Below are 18,659 nucleotides of genomic sequence, written 5' to 3'. Positions count from 1 at the left end.
TCGAAGGGCCAGTTTCAGGAACTGGCCCAAAGGCTTTTAGGGTTCGCCGATTAACGGCAATTCTTCAAACATCGTCTTCAGACCGATCGCGTCCCATGGCAAGTGCTCGGCAAATCCAAGCCCTACGATATCTGCGTGATGGTTAACGTCCTTGAGCAAGCGGGTAACCTGGGCAAGCGTCATCTTGCCCCGGGCGATGCCGTCGTATGTCCCTTCAGGGACGTTCGGATTGGCGAACAACTGTGCCTTGAAGGTATTCAGGTCAAGTACGTCTAGGTCGAAGTGCACAGCAATGTGCTTGACGCCAATCGATTTGATCCAATCCAGCACAGGCTGACTCGTGTCAGCCAAGGCTGCGCCCGATGCACTTTTCAGATCGTGCTCGGCCAAGAAGCCAGCCTCGTACTCGCTCGGATCTTCAAGCCCCGCGTAGAACACGTGAGATGGTTTGACCGGGCGCTTGACCCGACTACTGAAGTCCTCGTCACCGAACCCCATCAGGTTCCCCAGTACCATCGCGTGAGCATACGACCATTGCTTGGGGGTCATGATGTCCGGATGTGCGTCGACCCAGAGGATTGCAAAATCATCTCCATAGCGTTCGCTCAGATATGCGAATGGAGCCAGGTCGACGAGGCAATCACCGCCGATCACCACAATGCTGTCAGGGGAATGTTTCTGGATCAATTTAGCGGCATCGTCTTGCTGTTTGAGCAGTTGCGCTCGGGCCACGATCCCATTTTCAACTTCAATCGCAACGTCTGCGGGCTTAGGCACAGGAACGTGCTCAACAGGGCCTGACGCGGGTGGGGCCAGCCATTCAAGAAGCTGAGCGCCAAAGTGATAAGGAGGGCGACCGCCACCTTGCCATTGCGGGAAGACCAACCGGAGCGTATTGCTTGGCTTACTCACATCATTCTCCACGGGTAGTTCGGCTATGCCAGCCGTAATGGATTTTCGACTTATTATTGTCCTCCCCCCGCACAGAAAATTAGTCTGTATACGCCAATTTGCTGATACCTCTACGCCAACTTCCCCGCCCAACCCCCGAGGGCCGCCATTCACTTGGCGAGGACGGCTGACGATCATTATCCACCCACATGGAAAGTGTTTTCGCGAACCCGCACTTTTGAAGCAAAGGCTGAAAAATACAAAATGTCGTATCAGGCTCTTGCGCGCGACGCGCAGGCTTACACGATATGAGGTTTCGATGAGTTCTCTATTTTCACCCATTCAGGTCGGTACGCGGTTGATCAACAACCGTATCGCCATGGCACCCCTGACTCGCGCCCGAACCAAGCAAGACATAGCGGATGAGCGCACAGCTCTTTACTACACCCAGCGCAGCACCGCCGGTTTGATCGTCAGTGAGGGGACACCTATCTCCAAGGAGGGACAGGGCTATCTGTTCAACCCAGGCATCTTCACTTCTGAGCAAGTCGAAGGATGGCGGACGACCACAAGCTCGGTTCATGCCGTCGGCGGTACCATTTTCGCCCAGCTATGGCATGTCGGCAGGGTTTCGCACGAGAGCATTCATGGTATTCAGCCCGTGAGCTCATCCTCAAAGCAGGCCATTGGAGCCATGGCGTTCGGTTATCAGGAAGATGGTACCGCAGGCATGATCCAGGCGAGCCCTCCCCGAGCCCTGGATCATGAAGAGATCAAGCGCGTCATTGGGGATTTTTCCCACGCGGCCGTAAATGCGATCGAAGCCGGATTCGATGGGGTGGAAATCCATGGTGCCAACGGCTATTTGGTTGACCAGTTCATCAACCCAAAAATCAATAACCGAACCGACAGCTACTCCGGTGAGACCATAGAGAATCGAATTCGATTTGCTATCGAACTCGTCGACGCGGCGATTGCTGCAGTAGGGAGCAACAAGGTCGCCATCCGACTCTCGCCTTACTGCGAAGTTTTCGACATGCCCCTGTATGAAGACATCGACCAGACCTTCATCGCCCTCGTCGAAACCTTGGGCCAGCGAAAACTTGCCTACGTCCACTTCATGGATCACCCCAGGTCTGCGCTGATGGGCCCTCAGGCTGACAGCACTCGTGAGCGGTTCGATGCGCTCTTGAAGAAGCTGCGCTTGCTGCTGCCTGAAACCCCCATCGTTCTTGCAGGTGGCATGACCCTAGAACGGGCGTCACAACTCGTGAATGAGGGTACCGCCGATATCACGGCGTTCGGCCGCGCCTATATCTCAAACCCGGACCTGGTTGATCGTCTTGCCCGAGGTTGGCCGCTCGCCGTCCCTGACCAGAGCACTTTCTACGGTGGCGGCGCAGAGGGCTACATCGACTACCCACCCTATCAAGGTCAGTAAGTCTGCATGCGCCACTCCTTTGCAAGAGGTTACAGCCTGTGAAAGCACTGGTATTAAATGGGACTGGCGAACAGCCTCAAATGTCGGTGCTGAACCGACCTGAATCGTCCGAGCAGCCTGGCCACACTCTCGTTCGTGTTAAGACGGCCACCATCAATCAACTGTCTAACTTCATCCGCACCGGCCTGTTCCCAAACGTACCGCTGCCGCTCGTTCTCGGAAATGAAGGCGCTGGAGTCGTTGTACAAAGCGAAGTTTTTGAAAAAGGGGCCAGCGTCGTGGTCTACGGCGGCAACAAGCTTGGAGTCTCCCAAGATGGCTTGTTTCAGGAGTGGCTTTGGGTTGAGAACCACCGATTACTCGCACTTCCCAAATCGTTGTCATATGAGGAAGGTGCAGCCCTGAGCGTGAACTATCTGACCGCCTACCGGGCCCTGACCAAAGCTGTCACGGTGAAACCAGGAGACTACGTTCTAGTGTCCGGCGCAGCAGGAAACGTCGGTTACGCCACTGTTCAGGCAGCAAAAGCACTGGGCGCTCGACCCATTGGTCTCAGCTCTTCAGCGCAGCGAGCATCCATCGCGAGTGAAGCTGGAGCCATCGCCACCATCAATCTGTCGGTTGAGAACGATGTTCCCGCTGCAGTACGCGCGCTCACTGGCGGCGCAGGAGCAAATTTTGCCATCGATCCAGTGGGCGGCGAAGGCTTCACGGATCTGGTTCGCAGCCTGCGACCCAACGGGACTTTAGTGTCGGTTGGTTTCACCGGAGGCAAGCAACCACTGCTGGACGTCGTGGACATCATCGTCGGAGAAAAGCGTGTAGTGGGTTACAGCCTCCACGCAGAAAAGGACGAAGAGCTGCATGATGCAATCAAGGAGATTCTGCGTATGGCCGCAGAGGGTGCTGTGAAACCTAGGATTGATAGCCGCGTTACCCTTGATGACTACCTCATAGGTTACGAGCGACTTACATCACGTCAGGCGGCAGGAGCAATCATCCTCACACTGTAACCCCTGCCATGAACAGCGATGCGCCTGGCGCATCGTTCCACGAACGATGCCGACGGAACAAGGACAGCCAATGATCCTCTCGGAGCATTTAGGCGAGCAATTCTTCAAATTAAATGGTGAAAAGGCGATCACTCGCCTGGGGTTTGGTACCCTACGCATTACGGGAGCCAATGGTTGGGGTGAACTTGATAACCGAAGCAACGTCTTGAATCTTCTGCGTCGTCTTCCGGAGCTCGGAGTCGACCTGGTTGATTGCTCCGACTGCTACGGGCCAGATGTCGCCGAGCAACTCGTTGACGCGGTACTCCATCCCTACCCTGCACGCATGTCGATCACCACAAAAGCCGGTGTCACACGTCCAGCGCCCGATCAGTATGTTCCCCTCGGACGACCTGAGTATCTGGTTCACCCCTGCGGCGGGGCAAACCTTCTAAAGGGCTTTCGTGACCTCAACTACGCAGTTAAGATGCGGCCGCATCGAACGTCTGCCAGAACTCACGGTAAATATTCCCGCAAACTGGCACGTGCTAGCGTATTGGGACGAGAGCCATAGAGTGGAAAATGCTGATCGAAAGGCCGGGCTTCAACAGGTTGCCAAGTTGGCAGGTGTGAGCTTAAGCACGGTGGACAGGGTACTCAACGAGCGCGGCAGCGTTTCTGATAATAAGCGCCGTAAAGTATTGCAGGCCGCCAGAACCCTCGGACTCCGCCGGCTACTGCCATCTGCCACCCACGGCCTGCTCCGCTTCGATCTTCTGATGGTCGACAGCGCCACAGACCATTTCCGCCGCCTCGCGGCTGGCTTTAATCAGGAAGCCCAACTGCTTCGCTCACGTTTGGTTCTGCAGCAGCACAGGTGGGACGAGCGCTATCCCGAGCAGCTTCTGGAACTGATTAATACTCCCCATACGACCCGGCAAGGACTCCTAGTGGTCGCGCAGGATACGCCACAGATTCGGCATGCGTTGCAAAGTCAGATAGCGCAAGGCATACCTGTGGTTCTACTAACGACCAGCCTCTCTGATCTGCCAGGCGCTACATACATTGGCATAGACAACAACGTTGCTGGCCGAAGTGCAGCACGCCTGTTAAGCCACTGGGCAAATCTAGATGCCGGCAGCGTGCTCCTCATCACCAACTCATTGCTCTACCACGCGCACCAACAACGTGTCGCCGGATTCCTGCAGGTACTGCATCAGCGAGCCCCTCAACTGAACGTGGTGGGTCCCATTGAATGCTATGACGACCCCACCCGTTCAGCTCATGCCGTGCGCGATGCAGTCATGCTGCACGACACTATCGCCGCCATCTACGACAGTGGTAGCGGTTCTTCAGGGATTCGCGCCGCTTTACTGGAGCTCGATATACGCCCCGTGTGGATTGGCCATGAGGCCACCCCAGAGCACGCCGCCCTGCTGCGCGAAGGGCTGCTGTCACTAGTATTAGATCAAGATCCTGAGGGTCAAGCTAAAGCAGCTATCCAACATCTGCTATATGCGAACGGAGATTTAGAGGAGCCGCCGCAGACAGCCCCTCAACTGCGTATTGTGATCGAGGAAACTCTCGCCGTTTGAATGGCTTTTGACGTAAACACGTCAATTTTTTAATGGCGTGGCCACTTGTCGCACCCTAGACTCTGCGCCCGTGACCGACAGGCGCTTTGCCACCTGCTCCAGCACGCACTCCTCCCCTTCGGCGTTCATCCAGCCACTGATCGGACAAGGCCCCCACCTTGCCCGCGCGGACGAGTGCGTGTGGACGACGCCCCGCCGGTCCCTGTCCTTTTCACCACACGGGAACCACCATGCAGCGCAGAAGTTTTCTCTCATCGGCCCTGGCCCTGGCCGCTGCCTCCACCTTGCCGGCGGCGCGTGCCGAGGTCATCAGCGGCGGCCAGCCCTGGCAGCCCGGCACGGCCAGCCTGCCGACGCTGCCCACCGTACGCCAGGGTGGCCTGGCGTTCTTCACCCCCGCCGAATTCGAGGCGGCGGCAGCATTGGCCGATCGCTTGATCCCTGCCGATGAATTGAGCATCGGCGGCAAGGAAGCCGGTTGCGCCACCTTCATTGATCGCCAGCTGGCCGGCGACTACGGCAACGGCGCCACCCTCTATCGCCTGGGCCGCTTCGTCAAGGGCACCCCGGAGCAAGGCACCCAGTCGCCGCTGACCCCGGCCGACCGCTGGCGCCAGGGCCTGGCCGCGCTGGATACCCTGTGCCGCACATCCTTCTCCAAAGCCTTCGCCGAGTTGGACGGCGGCCAACAGGACGACCTGCTGCGGCGCATGGAAAGCGGTCAGCTTGAGCTGGTGCTGGGCCCGGACCTGGAGGTCAAGGAGCTGTTCGAGCAGATCCTGGCCAACGTGCGCGAAGGTTTCCTGGCCGACCCGATCTACGGCGGCAACAAGGGCATGGCCAGCTGGAAGATGCTCGGTTTCCCCGGTGCTCGTTATGACTTCCGCGACGTGATCGCCAAGAAAGGCCAGAAGCTTACGATCATCCCCACCAGCCTGATCGACAACACCCTCTGACACCCCTATTCCGTGAGCGATGCGGCCTGCGCCGACACTCGCCTGCACACCCGTGATCCAGCCGTTTCAATGAGGTAGCAATTAATGGCCAATGTACGCCCCAAAGCCGACGCAGTGATCGTCGGCCTCGGTTGGTGCGGCTCGCTGATAGCCGAAGAACTGACCCGCGCCGGGCTCAACGTGGTCGCCATCGAGCGTGGCCCCTGGTTCGAGACCGCCACTGACTTCCCGCCCTCGGTCGATACCGACGAACTGCGCTGGGACACCCGCCGCAGCATGCTGCTGCCGCCGGCCATCGAGACCACCACATTCCGCAACAACCGCTCGCAGACCGCCCTGCCCACCCGCGACTGGAGCATGAACGAGCTGGGCTACAACGTCGGCGGTTCCGGTACCCACTGGGCCGGCATGGCCTGGCGCTTCCTGCCGTTCGATTTCGAACCCTACAGCTTCACGATGAAGCGCTACGGTCAGCAGCAGTTGACCGAAGGCCTGATCGTCCAGGACTGGGGGGTGAGCTACGACGACCTGGAGCCCTTCTACGAGCGTTTCGAGAAAATCGCCGGTGTGTCCGGCAAGGCCGGCGTGCTCAACGGCGAGAAAATCGACGGCGCCAACATCTTCGAGGGCAACCGCAAAAGCGAATTCCCCCTGCCGCCGCTGGCCACTACACGCCTGACCGACCTGTTCACCGAGGGCAGCAAGAAGCTGGGCCTGCACCCGTTCATGGTGCCCGCCGGCCAAGCGTCCCAGGCCTACACCAACCCGTTGGGCGTGCGCATGGGGCCGTGCACCTACTGCGGCTACTGCCTGTATTACGGCTGCGGCAACTTCTCCAAGTCCAGCCCCAACGCCTGCGTGATCCCGGCACTGATGCAGCGCAGCAACTTCACCGTGCTGACCGAGTCGGCGGTGCTGCGCGCCAACCTGGCCGAAGACGGCAAGACCGCCACCGGCGTGAGCTACCTGGACCGCAACAAGCAGGAATGGGAACAGCCGGCCGACATCGTCATCTTCTCAGCCTTCCAGATGCAAAACGTGCGCTTGCTGCTGCTGTCGAAAATCGGCAAGCCCTACAACCCGGAAACTCGCGACGGCGTGGTCGGCCGTGCCTACAGCTTCCAGACCGTGTCGGGCGCCAACCTGTTCTTCGAAGACGAGCAACTGAACCAATACATCGGTGCCGGCGCGCTCTCGGCCCAGGTCGATGACTACAACGGCGATAACTTCGACCACAAGGGCCTGGGCTTCATTGGCGGCGCCGGCATCCTGGTGGTGGCGCGTGGCGCACGTCCGATCGGCAATGCCGATGCCGTGCCACCGGGCACCCCGCGCTGGGGCAGTGACTGGAAGAAGGCCTACACCCACGCCTTCCAGAACGGCACCTTCATCTTCAACCAGGGCACCAGCTTCTCCCATGACGAGTGCTACCTGGACCTGGACCCCGAGTACAAGGATGCCCACGGCGACCCGCTGATCCGGGTGACCTTCGACTACAACGAAAACGACCGGCGCATGGCCAAGTTCACCGAAGACAAGGCGGTGGAAATCGGCAAGGCCATGGGCGCGAAGATCGTCAACGGCTTTGACTCGGCAGCGGTCAACTACGGCCCCTACCTGCCCTCCAGCGACCACACCATCGGCGGCGCGGTGATGGGCAAGGACCCGAAAACCAGCGTGCTCAACCGCTACCAGCAAAGCTGGGACGTGCATAACGTGTTCGTGCTGGGTGCCTCCTCGTTCCCCAACAACGCCGGCTACAACCCCACGTCCACCATCGGCGCCCTGAGCCTGTGGACGGCCAAGGCCATCATCGATCAATACCTGGCCAAACGCGGCCCCCTGGTGGAGGTGCCAGCATGAGTCGGCGTCATAAATTGGCCAGCATGGCCCTCGGCGGCCTGGCACTGGGCGGCGTGGTCGGCCTGGTGTTTGCGGCGCAGACCCTGGTCGCGCCGGGCCAGCAGACCGACAGCGCCCAAGGCGTCAAGGCCCCCCTCACCGTGGAAGACCCAGCCGTGACGCGTGGCCGCTACGTGGCCATCGCCGGTGACTGCGCGGCCTGCCACACCGACCCGCACGGCGGCAAACCGTTCGCCGGCGGCTATGCCCTGCAGACGCCGTTCGGCAAACTGCTGGCCAGCAACATCACGTCGGACAAGGCCACCGGCATCGGCAGCTGGACCGAGGCTGAGTTCACCCGCGCGGTGCGTGAAGGCAAGGGCAAGCACGGCGAGAACCTGTACCCGGCAATGCCCTACAACGCCTACGTGAAGGTCAATGACCAGGACATGCACGACCTGTGGGCCTATATGCAGACCGTGCCGGCCGTGGACAACAAAGTGGTCTCCAACCAGCTGCCCTTCCCCTTCAACATCCGCCTGATGATGATGGGCTGGAACCTGCTGTTCTTCGACAAGACGCCGTTCGTGCCGGTGGCTGATGCCAGCGCGCAGATCAATCGCGGCGCCTACCTGGTGCAGGGCCTGGGCCACTGCGCAGCCTGCCACACCGCCAAGAACTTCCTGGGCGGCGACAAGGGCGGCGCCTTCCTGCAAGGCGGTGAACTGGAGGGCTGGCACGCGCCGGAGATCACCGGCAACCGCCACGTGGGCATCGGCGTCTGGACGCCGGCGCAGGTGGTTCAGTACCTCAAGACCGGCAGCAACGACATCGCCGTGGCCTCCGGACCCATGGCGGAAGCTGTGACCAACTCCACCCAGCACATGAGCGACGAAGACCTGCTGGCCATCGCCGCCTACCTGCAAAGCCTGCCGGGCTCCGAGCGCAGCAAGCCGCAGCCGCTGGCCGCCACCGAGCCGGTCATGCAACGTGGCGCCAACGTCTACTCGGCCAACTGCGCCGCCTGCCACAACAGCGACGGCAAGGGCATCAACCAGCTGGCCGCAGGCCTAGGCAACAACCCCGGCATCCAGGCCGAGAACGCCCAGAGCCTGATGACCACGGTGCTGGAAGGCGGCCGCAGCGCCGTCACCCTCGACAACCCCACCAGCGGCGCCATGCCCAGCTTTGCCTGGAAGCTCTCGGACGAGCAGGTGGCCGCCGCGCTGACCTACATCCGCAACAGCTGGGGCAACGCCGCGCCGGCGGTCACCGCCGCGCAGGTCGCCGACACCCGCAAGGACCTCAAGCTGCCCGGCCAACTGGGCCAGGCCGCACCCTGACAATAACAACAGCGGCCGGGACTGACCCGGCCGCGCCCCCAAAAGGAATGACTGACTATGCACCCACTCCCCTTGCGCCCCGCCGCGCTGCTCGCCCTGGCCCTGTGCGCCAGCGGCGCCCAGGCCGCTGATGCCTTCGCCGTCGACTCGCCGTGGATGACCGGCGACTGGGGCGGCCTGCGCACTGACTGGCTCAAGCGCGGCATCGACCTCAAGATGGGCTACACCGGCGAATCAGCGTCCAACCTGCGCGGCGGTTATCAGAAGCACAACCACGTGACCCGCTACGCCGACCAGTTCAACCTGGGCGCCGACATCGACCTGCAGAAACTGCTGGGCTGGGAGGACGCCGCCTTCAGCGTGTCGATCACCAACCGCAACGGCGACAACCTCAACGAAAAAATCAGTGATCCGCGGGCCACGGGCCTGGGTTCGACCCAGGAAATCCAGGGTCGCGGCAGCGTCAGCCGCCTGAGCGAGCTGTGGCTGAGCAAGGGCTGGTTCGATGACCGTATCAACCTCAAGGCCGGCCGCTTCGCGGTCAGCGACGACTTTGCCGTGGAAGACTGCCTGTTCCAGAACCTGGCGTTCTGCGGCTCGCAGCCGGGCAACTACGTCAACAGCATCTACAACGGCCCCATCAGCCAATGGGCGGCTCGCGTGCGCTACCGTTTGAGCGACTCGGTCTATACCCAGATCGGCGCCTTCAACGTCAATCCCTCCACCCTTGAGAACGACAACGGCTTCAAGCTGAACGGGGCCGGCACTCAGGGCACTTTCGTACCGGTGGAGTTGGTGTGGACGCCTAGCGTCAACCAACTGCCCGGCGAATACCGCCTGGGCTACTACCATAGCAACGTGAATGCGCCGCACGTCTACAAGGACGCCGACAACCAACCGGCGGCGCTCACGGGCAACGACTACCGCAGCGTCGACAGCCGCCATGGCATGTGGCTGGTGGGCAAGCAACAACTGACCTCGGTCAACGGCGATGCCAACCGCGGCCTGACCCTGTACGCCAGCGCCACCTTCCAGGACCGCGCCACCACGGCGGTAGACAGCTACCAGAAGCTTGCGCTGGTCTACAAAGGCCCGTTCGATGCCCGACCTACCGACACCCTGGGCCTGGGGGTCGCCCGTGTGCATGCCAGTTCGCTGTTCCTGCGCAACGCCAGGACAGCCAACGCGCAAAGCGGCCTGAGCTACGACGATGCCGGGTACGTGCCTGAGCAGCATTCCGAATATGTGGCCGAGCTGAACTACGGCGTCCAGGCCACCCGGTGGTTGAACGTGATGCCGAGCTTGCAGTACATCAAAAATCCTGATGGCGTGCGTGAAGTGGACAATGCCGTGGTGGTGGGCCTGCAGGTTCAATCGCAATTCTGAAGCCAGGATGAATGAGGCTAGGCGTTCCAGTTTGGAGCACTTGAGCGCCTGGTCCTTTCCACATTGTCCTGAGTAACTACAGGTGATTAACGTCCAGCAATCGAGCAGAGCTCTTGAACAGTCGTACCTCAACGAGAACCAATTCCGTAGTGCTTCACCATGCGGTACCCGAACAAAGGCCCAGGTCACTCCATAGAGCATTAGGCGGTCGCCGACGCGGGGCTGCCACCTGCCGTGGATTAGGATGAACAGATCGACGTCACCGCCACGCCCTCCTCCGAAAATCTGCAACGCCTCGCCATCATAGCCCACTGCCCTCTCTTTCTTCCTCAATTGAGACGCGCTCCACCTATTCCTGGGCGAGCAGATTGCTCCGGCCTATATCCCCAGGTATATAGACGTCTACCGCGACTTACCTTAGTTTTTGCTTACCAGTTTTCGACAAAATAATCGCGAAAATTCATAGGATGAGTGACCGGCAGGTTGACCAGACCACCGGTGGTATTGATAGGTGCCGAAATGGGGCGCCTAGGTGTTCAACCATGAATACGCAGGGGCCAGGCATGATCGCTTCGCCTAGCGCACTGCCAAAACACGTCTCGGGGCTCACCCCCATGAACGAAAAAGACTAGTCCGTTTATAGCTAGCAATGCCTTATCAATTTGACACTGCCAAAAATCTAAAACCCACAATATCCTTGGCGAGGTGCATAAGCAGATGGAAATCGAAAATAGAAGCGTCGAGTTCATTCCAGAGAATGAACGCTATGGCTCGGTCAAGAGACTGTTCACCGTCTGGTGCAGTGCTAACATGCAAGTAACCACCATGGTAATCGGGGCACTAGGTATTGTTGCAGGCTTAAATCTTGGCTGGACATTCATTGGCCTAATCATAGGTAATTTGATTGGATCTATTTTTATGGCAGCGCACTCCGCTCAAGGCCCACATCTCGGGATCCCTCAAATGATCCAAAGTCGTGCGCAGTTCGGAGTTATCGGTGCCGGCGTGCCATTGGCAATTGTAGTAATCGCCTACATTCTTTTCACAGCTGCTAATGGTGTGGTGATGCGGGATTCCATCAAGGCGGTGGTACCCGTATCGGACAACAATGCGATCATCCTGTTTGGTGCGTTAACGCTAATAGTCGGCTTCGTTGGCTATGAATTGATACATCGAATTGGCGCGTGGATGAGTGCCATATCGAGCATTATTTTCACGCTGGCGGCATATGCCATTCTGAAACATGGGTTGCCTGAAGGGGTTTGGCTGCTGTCAGGAAGCACCTTCAAATTTGCTACATTCTGTCTAGTAGTAACGCAAGCCGCATCCTGGACGTTAGGGTTCGGTCCATATGTGGCAGACTACTCCCGATACCTGCCATCTTCTATATCTACGCGTTCTACTTTTTGGTACAGCTATCTCGGAATTGTCGTAGGCTCCACAATACTTATGCTCTTGGGAGCTGTAATGGCTGCCTCTGCAATAGATGTGACAACCGATCCCGGCAGCGCAATCGCCAAACTCTTCCCAGGCTATGAAAGCTTGGCCTATTATGTGATTATCATCGGAGTTCTAGAATGGAACGTAATGAATCTATATAGCTCCTACATGTCCACCGTAACTATTTTTACCGGTTTCAATGGCACATCACGGATCAGCCTACTGACCAAATTCTCAATTATGGCTGTCGTCGCAATCATTGTAACCGTAATTGCAATTGCGGCCCAATACAATTTCAACGCCTATTTCAGCGACATACTCATCGCACAGGTTTATGTACTAGTACCTTGGAGCGCAATCAACCTAGTAGACTACTACCTAATTCGCAAAGGTCGTTATAGCGTACCCGCGATGTACGACAGCGAAGGAATTTACGGAAAAATAAACTGGAACACGTTGTTTATTTACGCAATAACTGTAATCGTGCAAATTCCGTTCATGGAGCTATCCTTCTACAAGGGGCCGATTGATAAAATCATTGGCACCGACATTTCCTGGCTGCCCGCACTGATAATCCCCGGCGCACTATATTACTTCATGAACCGCAGCAAGAGATTGCATCTGACACCTTTTGACGGAACCCACTTACCCACCACCAGCATGGCGAACCTTAAAAACACAGGAATTTAAAAGCCTGAAGATGAGCGGTCGCCAGGCTCCTCAAGTACTTGGCGACCTATCAAAAAAAAAACGGTGCTCGACATATGAGCAACCATTGACAATCCAACCATAAAAAACCAGCCTTTCCTAAAGCCGCCACCCCATCCATAGCCCCCACATCAACCTTCTTGTATAAGAAATAAAAATTTAGCTTGATTTATAACTAACCATTCGCATAACCCATGCATTGACATTTCGGCAGAGCGAAATTATTTCTTGAGAGGGAGTGCTCTCAGCAGAAACCCTACAACATCCATAGGAAGTCCTGAGCACCTCAAGGAGCGCATGCGCATCCAAACTACAAATAAGAAATGTTATGCGCTTAGACGCCTGATGAAAGTAGCCCCGACTATGCCAGACTCGAAACCTTTTATAAACCGTTGACCACTGACCAAATCCTGCCCCGCGCCCCACGTGTATAGTACTTACACTACGTCGACCATCAGCCAGTCAGTTAACCGTGGGTGCCCCTTACCTTGTGTTTAGATGAGGGCCTCGATGATCACATACAAGGCTTCACCCGAGATTGCTTAAAACTATGCCATCACGAGACTCCCTTACGTAGGTGGGTTCAGATGCTTCAGAGTCTGGACTTTCGAACATCGGCCAGCGCGACCGGTGCCGGCGTGCCGGACGCAAAGGCGGCAGCCAGCAATTGCCGGGGGTAGGGGTGGCTGGGCGCGTCGAGTGATTGCCGTCCTCAGCGGTGTCGTGATGTGGTTAGGTAGTCCGCCACTTGTTTACCGTAAGCGTTAGTGCATAGCCCCTGCGCCCAACCAGGCAGCCAGCTCTGGCGCAACAGCCAGGCATCGATGGAAAACCGCCCCGCGCCGGTCATCAGCACACCGGTGAACACCACCAGCAACATCATCACGTATTCCCAGCCGCCGCCACCCGGTGATGCCCAGGCATAGCCGCGCGTCCATTCACCGCCGAAACCGACAGTGGCCACCAGGAAATACACCAGGCTGACTGCCGCCCCAGGCGGGCGAACAGGCCCAGGCCGACGCTGATCGCCGAGGCCAACTCGATCAGACCGCCCATCACCACGAACACCCCGGCATACGCGCCCAACCCCAGCCCCTGGAAGCCGTGCACCAAGGTGTGGAACGAGCCCATGCCGGCAAAGATTTTCTCGGTCGAGTGGCCGATTTCGTTCAGCCCGAAGCCCAAGCGCACCACCGTGGCCTGCCAGGCCAGGGTGCCCAGCCACGCCTGGGACTGGCCGCGCAGGCTCCTCCAGTCCGCGGCCACGCAGTCGATGAACTGCAGCAGCAACAGAACCGCCGTCACACTGGCGACGCCCATCAGCAGCCAGGCGTCGTTCATGGCCGCCACCCGCCAGGCGATCAGGAAGGCCAACAACGACACCAGGTAGCCCGGCACAAACTGCTGCGGCGTGAGCCACAGCGCCGAACCCAAGGCCAGCAGCGCCCAGCCGCTGGCACTCCAGGCCGCAAAGTCCGCGAGGCTGTGTTGGACGAAGCCCGCGTACAGCGCCGCCAGCCAAGTCGCGGCCAGCCCCGCCACGACCACGCCAGGGGGCAGGCGCGTGGGTTGGATCAAATAGGTCATAAGGGTCTACCTCACGTCCGTCGGGGCCGGTTCACGCCCTGCCCCGACGGCCATTCATCCCATCAGTTGAACGTGGCAGCCACGTCTTCGGCCAGTTTCTGTTCGGTCAGGTCGGTGGCACCGCTGACACCCACGGCCCCCACCACGGCGCCGTCATGCTTGAGCACCACCCCGGCCACCGCCGGCAGGATCCCGGGGATGGTGCCGATGGCCAGGTTCTCTTTGCGTGCCAGGTCATAGAAGGTGATGGTGTTGATCGCAAACCGTGCCGCCGAGGTGGCCTTGGCGATCGAGGCCTCGACGCAACCGGCGTAGGCGCCCTGCATGCGAGTGAAGGCCAGCAGGTGGCCATCGGCGTCGGTCACGGCGATGCAGATGTTCATGTGCTGCGCAGCCGCCATGTGCGTGGCCCGGTCGGCCAGTTGCAGGGCAGCGGCAGTGGTCACGTTGGGTTGGTTGACCACGGCGGCGGTCTGCGCGCTGGCTAGGGCTGGCAGCAGGGCGGCAAAGGTCAAGGCAGCGAAAGGCAGAGTGATTTTCATGGGTATTGTTCTCTGGTTGGATGGAAAACGGGCGCAGCACGCCGCCTCGTGCCAAGGGGCACGGGCGGCAGTTCGTAGAAGAAAGGCGTGGCCCAGCCACGCCGGGGTTCAGCCTGGCAGCGCAGCGCCCGTCAACGCCGGCACGGCCTCGCGGCTGCCCAGGGTCGTCGGCAGTTGCACCTTGAAGATCTTGAAGGGCCGTTGCAGCGCGTCGACGCCGCCCGGCCCACGGTTGGCGGCCATGCGTGCACTCTGCGGTACCGGGATGTACAGCTCGCGGCGGTGCGAGATGAACAGGGCATCGGGGTTCCACAGGCGCGGATCTTCAGCCACCACCCTGAGCGCGCCATCGGGCGACAACACGGTGATGCGCGGCTTGTCGTACTCGGAGAAGTACAGGTTGCCGGCGCTGTCGATGCCGGTGCCGGTGAGCGGGCCGGTGTCGTAGACGAACTCCACCTGCTCGCCCAGCGCCTGTTCCGACAACTGGGTGTCACGCAGCCCAGCGGTCGGCACGCGCCACAACGGGCCGCTTAGGGCCTGGTAGTACAACCACTTGCCGTCGGGGCTGATCTCGATGGGGTCGGAATGCACCTGATGGTCGCTGCCATCGGGCATCAGCAATACCTGGCCATCCTCGCCGATGGGCCGGCGCTCGGGCAGCATCTTGGTGGAAGGATGCTTCGCCAGGCGCCGTGCCGAGGCACCGGTGCGCAGGTTGACGACAATGATCGCACCCAGGCCCGAATCGGTGATGTAGGCGTGCCCGGCGTCCAGGCGCAGGTCATTGAGGTTGCCACCGGCAGGCAGCACGCTGGCCGGCAGGCTGATGCTGCGCAGCAGCTTGCCGGTCCTGGTGTCGAACTGCAGTATCTTCTGCGCCAGGTTGATGCCCTTCGGGCCGGCATCCTCCCCCTGGTCGATGGCCCACAGGGTGTCGTCGTCGAAGATATGAATGGTGTTGATCTTCACCAGCGCCTGTTTCCCCGGCTTGCCCGGTGCCCAGGCGTTCCAGTCCCCACCCGGGAATGGCTTGAGCGTGCCATCCGCAAGCACTTCGGCAATCGAGGGGGTTTGCTCGAAGCCTGGCCAGCGCGGCAACCCCACGAACAGGCGCCCGTCAGAGGTCAGTGCCACCGCGTTGCACAGCCAGTCCAGGCTGGCCACCTCGGTCAGCGGCTGGCCGGCGTGCAGCTTGGTGGCGGCCTGGGCCAGGGGGCTGCCAGCCAGGGCAAAGGCGCCCCCTGCCAGCACAGCGTTACGGCAGAAATGTCGTCGATTCAGCATCTTTTTTATTTTCCTTGTGGGATGAAACGTGAAATCAGCGGGCCGGCGCAGGCAGCAGCCCCTCCTCGGGCGGCGCGGTGGGCGCTGGCTCATCGGGCCGCTGCAATGGACCCACGATAAACAGGTAACTGACGAACGCGCCCGCCGCGTTGAGCGCCACGTACACCACCGCGCCGTTGAACGAGCCCATGGACTGCACCATGTAGCCGATCACCACCGGCGTGACGATGCCCGCCACGCTGCCGAAGGTGTTGAAGATTGCGCCGTTCATGCCGGCGCTGCGCTTGGGCGAGACGTCGGCGATGATCGCCCAGCCCAGGGCGCCCATGCCCTTGCCGAAAAACGCCAGGGCCATGCACAGCACCACCAGCACATCGGTCTGCACGTAGTTGCACAGGATCATGCTCATCGACAGCGCCATGCCGATGAAGATCGGCAACTTGCGCGCCAGGGTCAGCGACAGTCCCTTGCGCAGCATCCAGTCCGACACCAGGCCACCGCTGATACCGCCAATGAAGCCGAAGATGGCCGGCACCGCGGCCAGCAGGCCGGCGTTGAGGATCGACAGCCCGCGCTGTTGCACCAGGTACACCGGAAACCAGGTGAGGAAGAAGAACGTCAGCGTGCTGATGCAGAACTGCGCCAGGTAAATGCCCAGGAACATGCGCTGCCCTAACAGCTGCCTGGCACTGGCCCAGGTTGCGCGCCACGCTTGTTTGCCCTGGCTGGCTGGCTGCTCCTGCAGGCCAGCCCCGCCCTGGCGCATCACCTCGAGCTCTTCGGGGCTCAGCGCGCGGTGATCGACCGGCGTCTTGATGCGCCAGATGAACACCAGGCCCATCAGCACCCCGGCCACGCCCATCACGTAGAAAATCCACGGCCAGCCCCAGCGCGTGGAAATCCACGCCAGCAAGGGCGTGAACACCACTGCGGCGAAATACTGCGAGGCGTTGAAGATGGCCGTGGCCGTGCCACGCTCGGCGGTAGGGAACCACAGCGAGACGATCTTGCTGTTGGCCGGAAAGCACGGCGCCTCGGCCACGCCCACCATGAAACGCAAGGCGAACACCGCGACGAACGCCACCCCTACCGGCATCAGCGCAACGCTGCCGATGGCGGCAGTGAACAGCGACCAGACGATGATTGCCACGCCCAGCACCTTGATGCTGCCGAAGCGGTCGATGGCCAGGCCACCGGGCAGTTGCAGCAGCATGTAGGCCCAGGCAAACGCCGAGAACAGCCAGCCCATTTCGCCATGGCTCAGGCCCAGCTCGGCGGACACGCTGGCCCCGGCCACCGACAGGGTGGCGCGGTCACCCTGATTGATGATCATCATGATGAACAGCAACGCGATGACTTCGTAGCGGCGGTGCTGGGAGATGAAACGGCGCAGAGAATCTGTTTTTTTCATTGTCTTCTCGTTCCCGGAAGGTGGACGTCAGTTGCGTGTCTCACGAATGATCGCCCCCGCAAGCCGCCGGGTTTCAGGGCGCAGCGCCGTGCCCAGGCCAGGCCGCGTGGGCGCCAGGGCAACGCCATCGACGATCTGCGGCAGGTGCGTGACCAACTCGCCGTACCAAGTCGACAGCGAGGCCCGCACCACCTCCTGCAGCACCGCCGTGGGCGCATGCAGGGCCAGGTGCAAACCGGCATACAGCGCCACCGGCCCGGTGCAATCGTGGGGTGCCAACGGCTTGTTGTAGGCCTGGGCCAGGGCGGCGATCTTGCGCGCCTCGGTGAAGCCGCCGCACCACACCAGGTCCAGCATCAGGTAATCCAGGCTGCCCGCGTTGAGCAGGTCGCGGTAGGCCACGCTGCCGCCCAGGGTTTCGCTGGCGCAGATCGGCACCCGCGTTCGACGGCGCAGGTCGGCCAGGGCCTGGGCGTCGTCCATCTTGCACAGTGGGTCTTCGACCCAATAGACGTCGAACGCCTCCAGCGCCTGGCAGATGCGCAAGGCGGCCGCGCTGTCCCACAGGCTGTGCAGCTCGCACATGATCTCGATGCGATCACCCACCGCCTCGCGGATCTGGCGGAACGCCTCGCAGCCCTTGCGCACGTCCGCCAGGCTGATGCTGTTGGCGCCGGCCTGGCGGGCAAATTGATCGAAGGGCCAGATCTTCATCGCGGTGTAGCCCTCTTCCACCAGGCTGATCGCCAGGGCGCCGGCGTCGCGGCTGAACGCCAGTTGATCGTCATAAGGGCCTTGGGCCCGGTCCGCGTCGGTGATCTCGCGGCGAGCGCCCTGTTGGGTGTTGAATTCGTAGCCGGCGCAGGTGTTGTAGACCCGGATACGGTCGCGACAGGCGCCGCCCAGTGCTTCGTGGATCGGGATGCCGTGGCGCTGGCCCTTGAGGTCCCACAGGGCGATGTCCACGGCACTGGCGGCCCGAATCTCGGCGCTGGCGCTGTGATAGCCGACATAAGGGGTGGTGAGTTCCAGCGAAATCGCTTCGATCTGGCGCGAGTCCCGACCGATCAGTCCGGGGGCGATCAGCTCATGGATGGCCGCCTCCACGGTGGCGGCGCCGCGAAAGGTTTCCCCCAGGCCGGTAAGGCCCTCGTCGGTCTCGATTTCCAGCCAGATCAGCTTGGGGCGTTGGGGCAGGCGCAGCGTGCGAATACAGGTGATGGTTGACATTGTTTTTA

Annotated in this window: 16 protein-coding genes; 9 read left to right on the top strand and 7 right to left on the bottom strand. The window is 60.5% G+C overall.

Going from position 1 to position 18,659, the window contains the following annotated elements; all coding sequences use genetic code 11:
* Positions 1 to 36: 36 nt before the first annotated feature.
* A complete protein-coding gene (locus HWQ56_RS10755; protein WP_245217831.1) occupies positions 37 to 912 on the bottom strand; it encodes an arginase family protein in 876 nt (291 codons plus the stop codon).
* A gap of 298 nt (positions 913 to 1,210) precedes the next feature.
* Between HWQ56_RS10755 and HWQ56_RS10750 the strand changes: the two genes are divergently transcribed.
* The 9 genes from HWQ56_RS10750 to HWQ56_RS10715 all read left to right on the top strand — a co-directional run bounded on the left by HWQ56_RS10750 (position 1,211) and on the right by HWQ56_RS10715 (position 12,576).
* Positions 1,211 to 2,332 carry an alkene reductase gene (locus HWQ56_RS10750; protein ID WP_176570454.1) on the top strand — a complete coding sequence of 374 codons (1,122 nt, stop codon included), beginning with the start codon at positions 1,211 to 1,213 and terminating at the stop codon, positions 2,330 to 2,332.
* A 38-nt stretch (positions 2,333 to 2,370) separates the two neighbouring features.
* Positions 2,371 to 3,345, top strand: coding sequence for a quinone oxidoreductase family protein (locus tag HWQ56_RS10745; protein WP_176570453.1), 975 nt, complete (start codon positions 2,371 to 2,373; stop codon positions 3,343 to 3,345).
* A gap of 46 nt (positions 3,346 to 3,391) precedes the next feature.
* Complete coding sequence (locus HWQ56_RS29560; RefSeq protein ID WP_483414419.1) at positions 3,392 to 3,898, top strand: aldo/keto reductase; 507 nt, start codon at positions 3,392 to 3,394, stop codon at positions 3,896 to 3,898.
* 1 nt (position 3,899) lies between these two features.
* A complete protein-coding gene (locus HWQ56_RS10740) occupies positions 3,900 to 4,919 on the top strand; it encodes a LacI family DNA-binding transcriptional regulator (protein WP_176570452.1) in 1,020 nt (339 codons plus the stop codon).
* A gap of 230 nt (positions 4,920 to 5,149) precedes the next feature.
* Positions 5,150 to 5,875, top strand: coding sequence for a gluconate 2-dehydrogenase subunit 3 family protein (locus HWQ56_RS10735; RefSeq protein ID WP_176570451.1), 726 nt, complete (start codon positions 5,150 to 5,152; stop codon positions 5,873 to 5,875).
* Between the two features lie 84 nt (positions 5,876 to 5,959).
* Positions 5,960 to 7,738: a GMC family oxidoreductase gene (locus tag HWQ56_RS10730; RefSeq protein WP_176570450.1), complete on the top strand. Its 1,779-nt coding sequence runs from the start codon at positions 5,960 to 5,962 to the stop codon at positions 7,736 to 7,738.
* Positions 7,735 to 9,060: a c-type cytochrome gene (locus tag HWQ56_RS10725; protein ID WP_176570449.1), complete on the top strand. Its 1,326-nt coding sequence runs from the start codon at positions 7,735 to 7,737 to the stop codon at positions 9,058 to 9,060. Before HWQ56_RS10730 ends, HWQ56_RS10725 begins: the two co-directional genes overlap by 4 nt.
* A gap of 57 nt (positions 9,061 to 9,117) precedes the next feature.
* Entirely contained in the window at positions 9,118 to 10,446 is a 1,329-nt protein-coding gene (locus tag HWQ56_RS10720; protein WP_176570448.1) for a carbohydrate porin, read from the top strand.
* A gap of 717 nt (positions 10,447 to 11,163) precedes the next feature.
* Complete coding sequence (locus tag HWQ56_RS10715) at positions 11,164 to 12,576, top strand: purine-cytosine permease family protein (protein ID WP_176570447.1); 1,413 nt, start codon at positions 11,164 to 11,166, stop codon at positions 12,574 to 12,576.
* A gap of 730 nt (positions 12,577 to 13,306) precedes the next feature.
* Here the strand turns inward: HWQ56_RS10715 and HWQ56_RS10710 are convergent.
* From HWQ56_RS10710 to HWQ56_RS10685, 6 genes are all read right to left on the bottom strand, one after another.
* A complete protein-coding gene (locus tag HWQ56_RS10710; RefSeq protein ID WP_176570446.1) occupies positions 13,307 to 13,477 on the bottom strand; it encodes a hypothetical protein in 171 nt (56 codons plus the stop codon).
* Entirely contained in the window at positions 13,477 to 14,181 is a 705-nt protein-coding gene (locus tag HWQ56_RS10705; RefSeq protein WP_176570445.1) for a hypothetical protein, read from the bottom strand. Before HWQ56_RS10705 ends, HWQ56_RS10710 begins: the two co-directional genes overlap by 1 nt.
* A 62-nt stretch (positions 14,182 to 14,243) precedes the next feature.
* Complete coding sequence (locus tag HWQ56_RS10700; protein ID WP_176570444.1) at positions 14,244 to 14,723, bottom strand: GlcG/HbpS family heme-binding protein; 480 nt, start codon at positions 14,721 to 14,723, stop codon at positions 14,244 to 14,246.
* A 108-nt stretch (positions 14,724 to 14,831) separates the two neighbouring features.
* The gene (locus tag HWQ56_RS10695; RefSeq protein ID WP_176570443.1) at positions 14,832 to 16,010 is read right to left on the bottom strand and encodes an L-dopachrome tautomerase-related protein; all 1,179 of its coding nucleotides are present in this window, start codon (positions 16,008 to 16,010) and stop codon (positions 14,832 to 14,834) included.
* 34 nt (positions 16,011 to 16,044) lie between these two features.
* Positions 16,045 to 17,421 carry an MFS transporter gene (locus HWQ56_RS10690; RefSeq protein ID WP_176570442.1) on the bottom strand — a complete coding sequence of 459 codons (1,377 nt, stop codon included), beginning with the start codon at positions 17,419 to 17,421 and terminating at the stop codon, positions 16,045 to 16,047.
* A 27-nt stretch (positions 17,422 to 17,448) separates the two neighbouring features.
* Entirely contained in the window at positions 17,449 to 18,651 is a 1,203-nt protein-coding gene (locus tag HWQ56_RS10685) for a mandelate racemase/muconate lactonizing enzyme family protein (RefSeq protein WP_176570441.1), read from the bottom strand.
* Positions 18,652 to 18,659 lie beyond the last annotated feature (8 nt).

The sequence above is a fragment of the Pseudomonas eucalypticola genome, from assembly GCF_013374995.1.
GTDB classification, from domain to species: domain Bacteria; phylum Pseudomonadota; class Gammaproteobacteria; order Pseudomonadales; family Pseudomonadaceae; genus Aquipseudomonas; species Aquipseudomonas eucalypticola.
Note: the sequence above shows the minus strand (reverse complement) of the source record. Positions and strands in the feature narration are given on the sequence as shown.

Coding starts and splice junctions, on each gene's coding strand:
- HWQ56_RS10750 (WP_176570454.1), top strand. CDS start 1,211: ATGAGTTCTCTATTTTCACCCATTCAGGTCGGTACGCGGTTGATCAAC.
- HWQ56_RS29560 (WP_483414419.1), top strand. CDS start 3,392: ATGCCGACGGAACAAGGACAGCCAATGATCCTCTCGGAGCATTTAGGC.
- HWQ56_RS10735 (WP_176570451.1), top strand. CDS start 5,150: ATGCAGCGCAGAAGTTTTCTCTCATCGGCCCTGGCCCTGGCCGCTGCC.
- HWQ56_RS10730 (WP_176570450.1), top strand. CDS start 5,960: ATGGCCAATGTACGCCCCAAAGCCGACGCAGTGATCGTCGGCCTCGGT.
- HWQ56_RS10725 (WP_176570449.1), top strand. CDS start 7,735: ATGAGTCGGCGTCATAAATTGGCCAGCATGGCCCTCGGCGGCCTGGCA.
- HWQ56_RS10720 (WP_176570448.1), top strand. CDS start 9,118: ATGCACCCACTCCCCTTGCGCCCCGCCGCGCTGCTCGCCCTGGCCCTG.
- HWQ56_RS10715 (WP_176570447.1), top strand. CDS start 11,164: ATGGAAATCGAAAATAGAAGCGTCGAGTTCATTCCAGAGAATGAACGC.
- HWQ56_RS10710 (WP_176570446.1), bottom strand. CDS start 13,477: ATGATGTTGCTGGTGGTGTTCACCGGTGTGCTGATGACCGGCGCGGGG.
- HWQ56_RS10705 (WP_176570445.1), bottom strand. CDS start 14,181: ATGACCTATTTGATCCAACCCACGCGCCTGCCCCCTGGCGTGGTCGTG.
- HWQ56_RS10700 (WP_176570444.1), bottom strand. CDS start 14,723: ATGAAAATCACTCTGCCTTTCGCTGCCTTGACCTTTGCCGCCCTGCTG.
- HWQ56_RS10695 (WP_176570443.1), bottom strand. CDS start 16,010: ATGCTGAATCGACGACATTTCTGCCGTAACGCTGTGCTGGCAGGGGGC.
- HWQ56_RS10690 (WP_176570442.1), bottom strand. CDS start 17,421: ATGAAAAAAACAGATTCTCTGCGCCGTTTCATCTCCCAGCACCGCCGC.
- HWQ56_RS10685 (WP_176570441.1), bottom strand. CDS start 18,651: ATGTCAACCATCACCTGTATTCGCACGCTGCGCCTGCCCCAACGCCCC.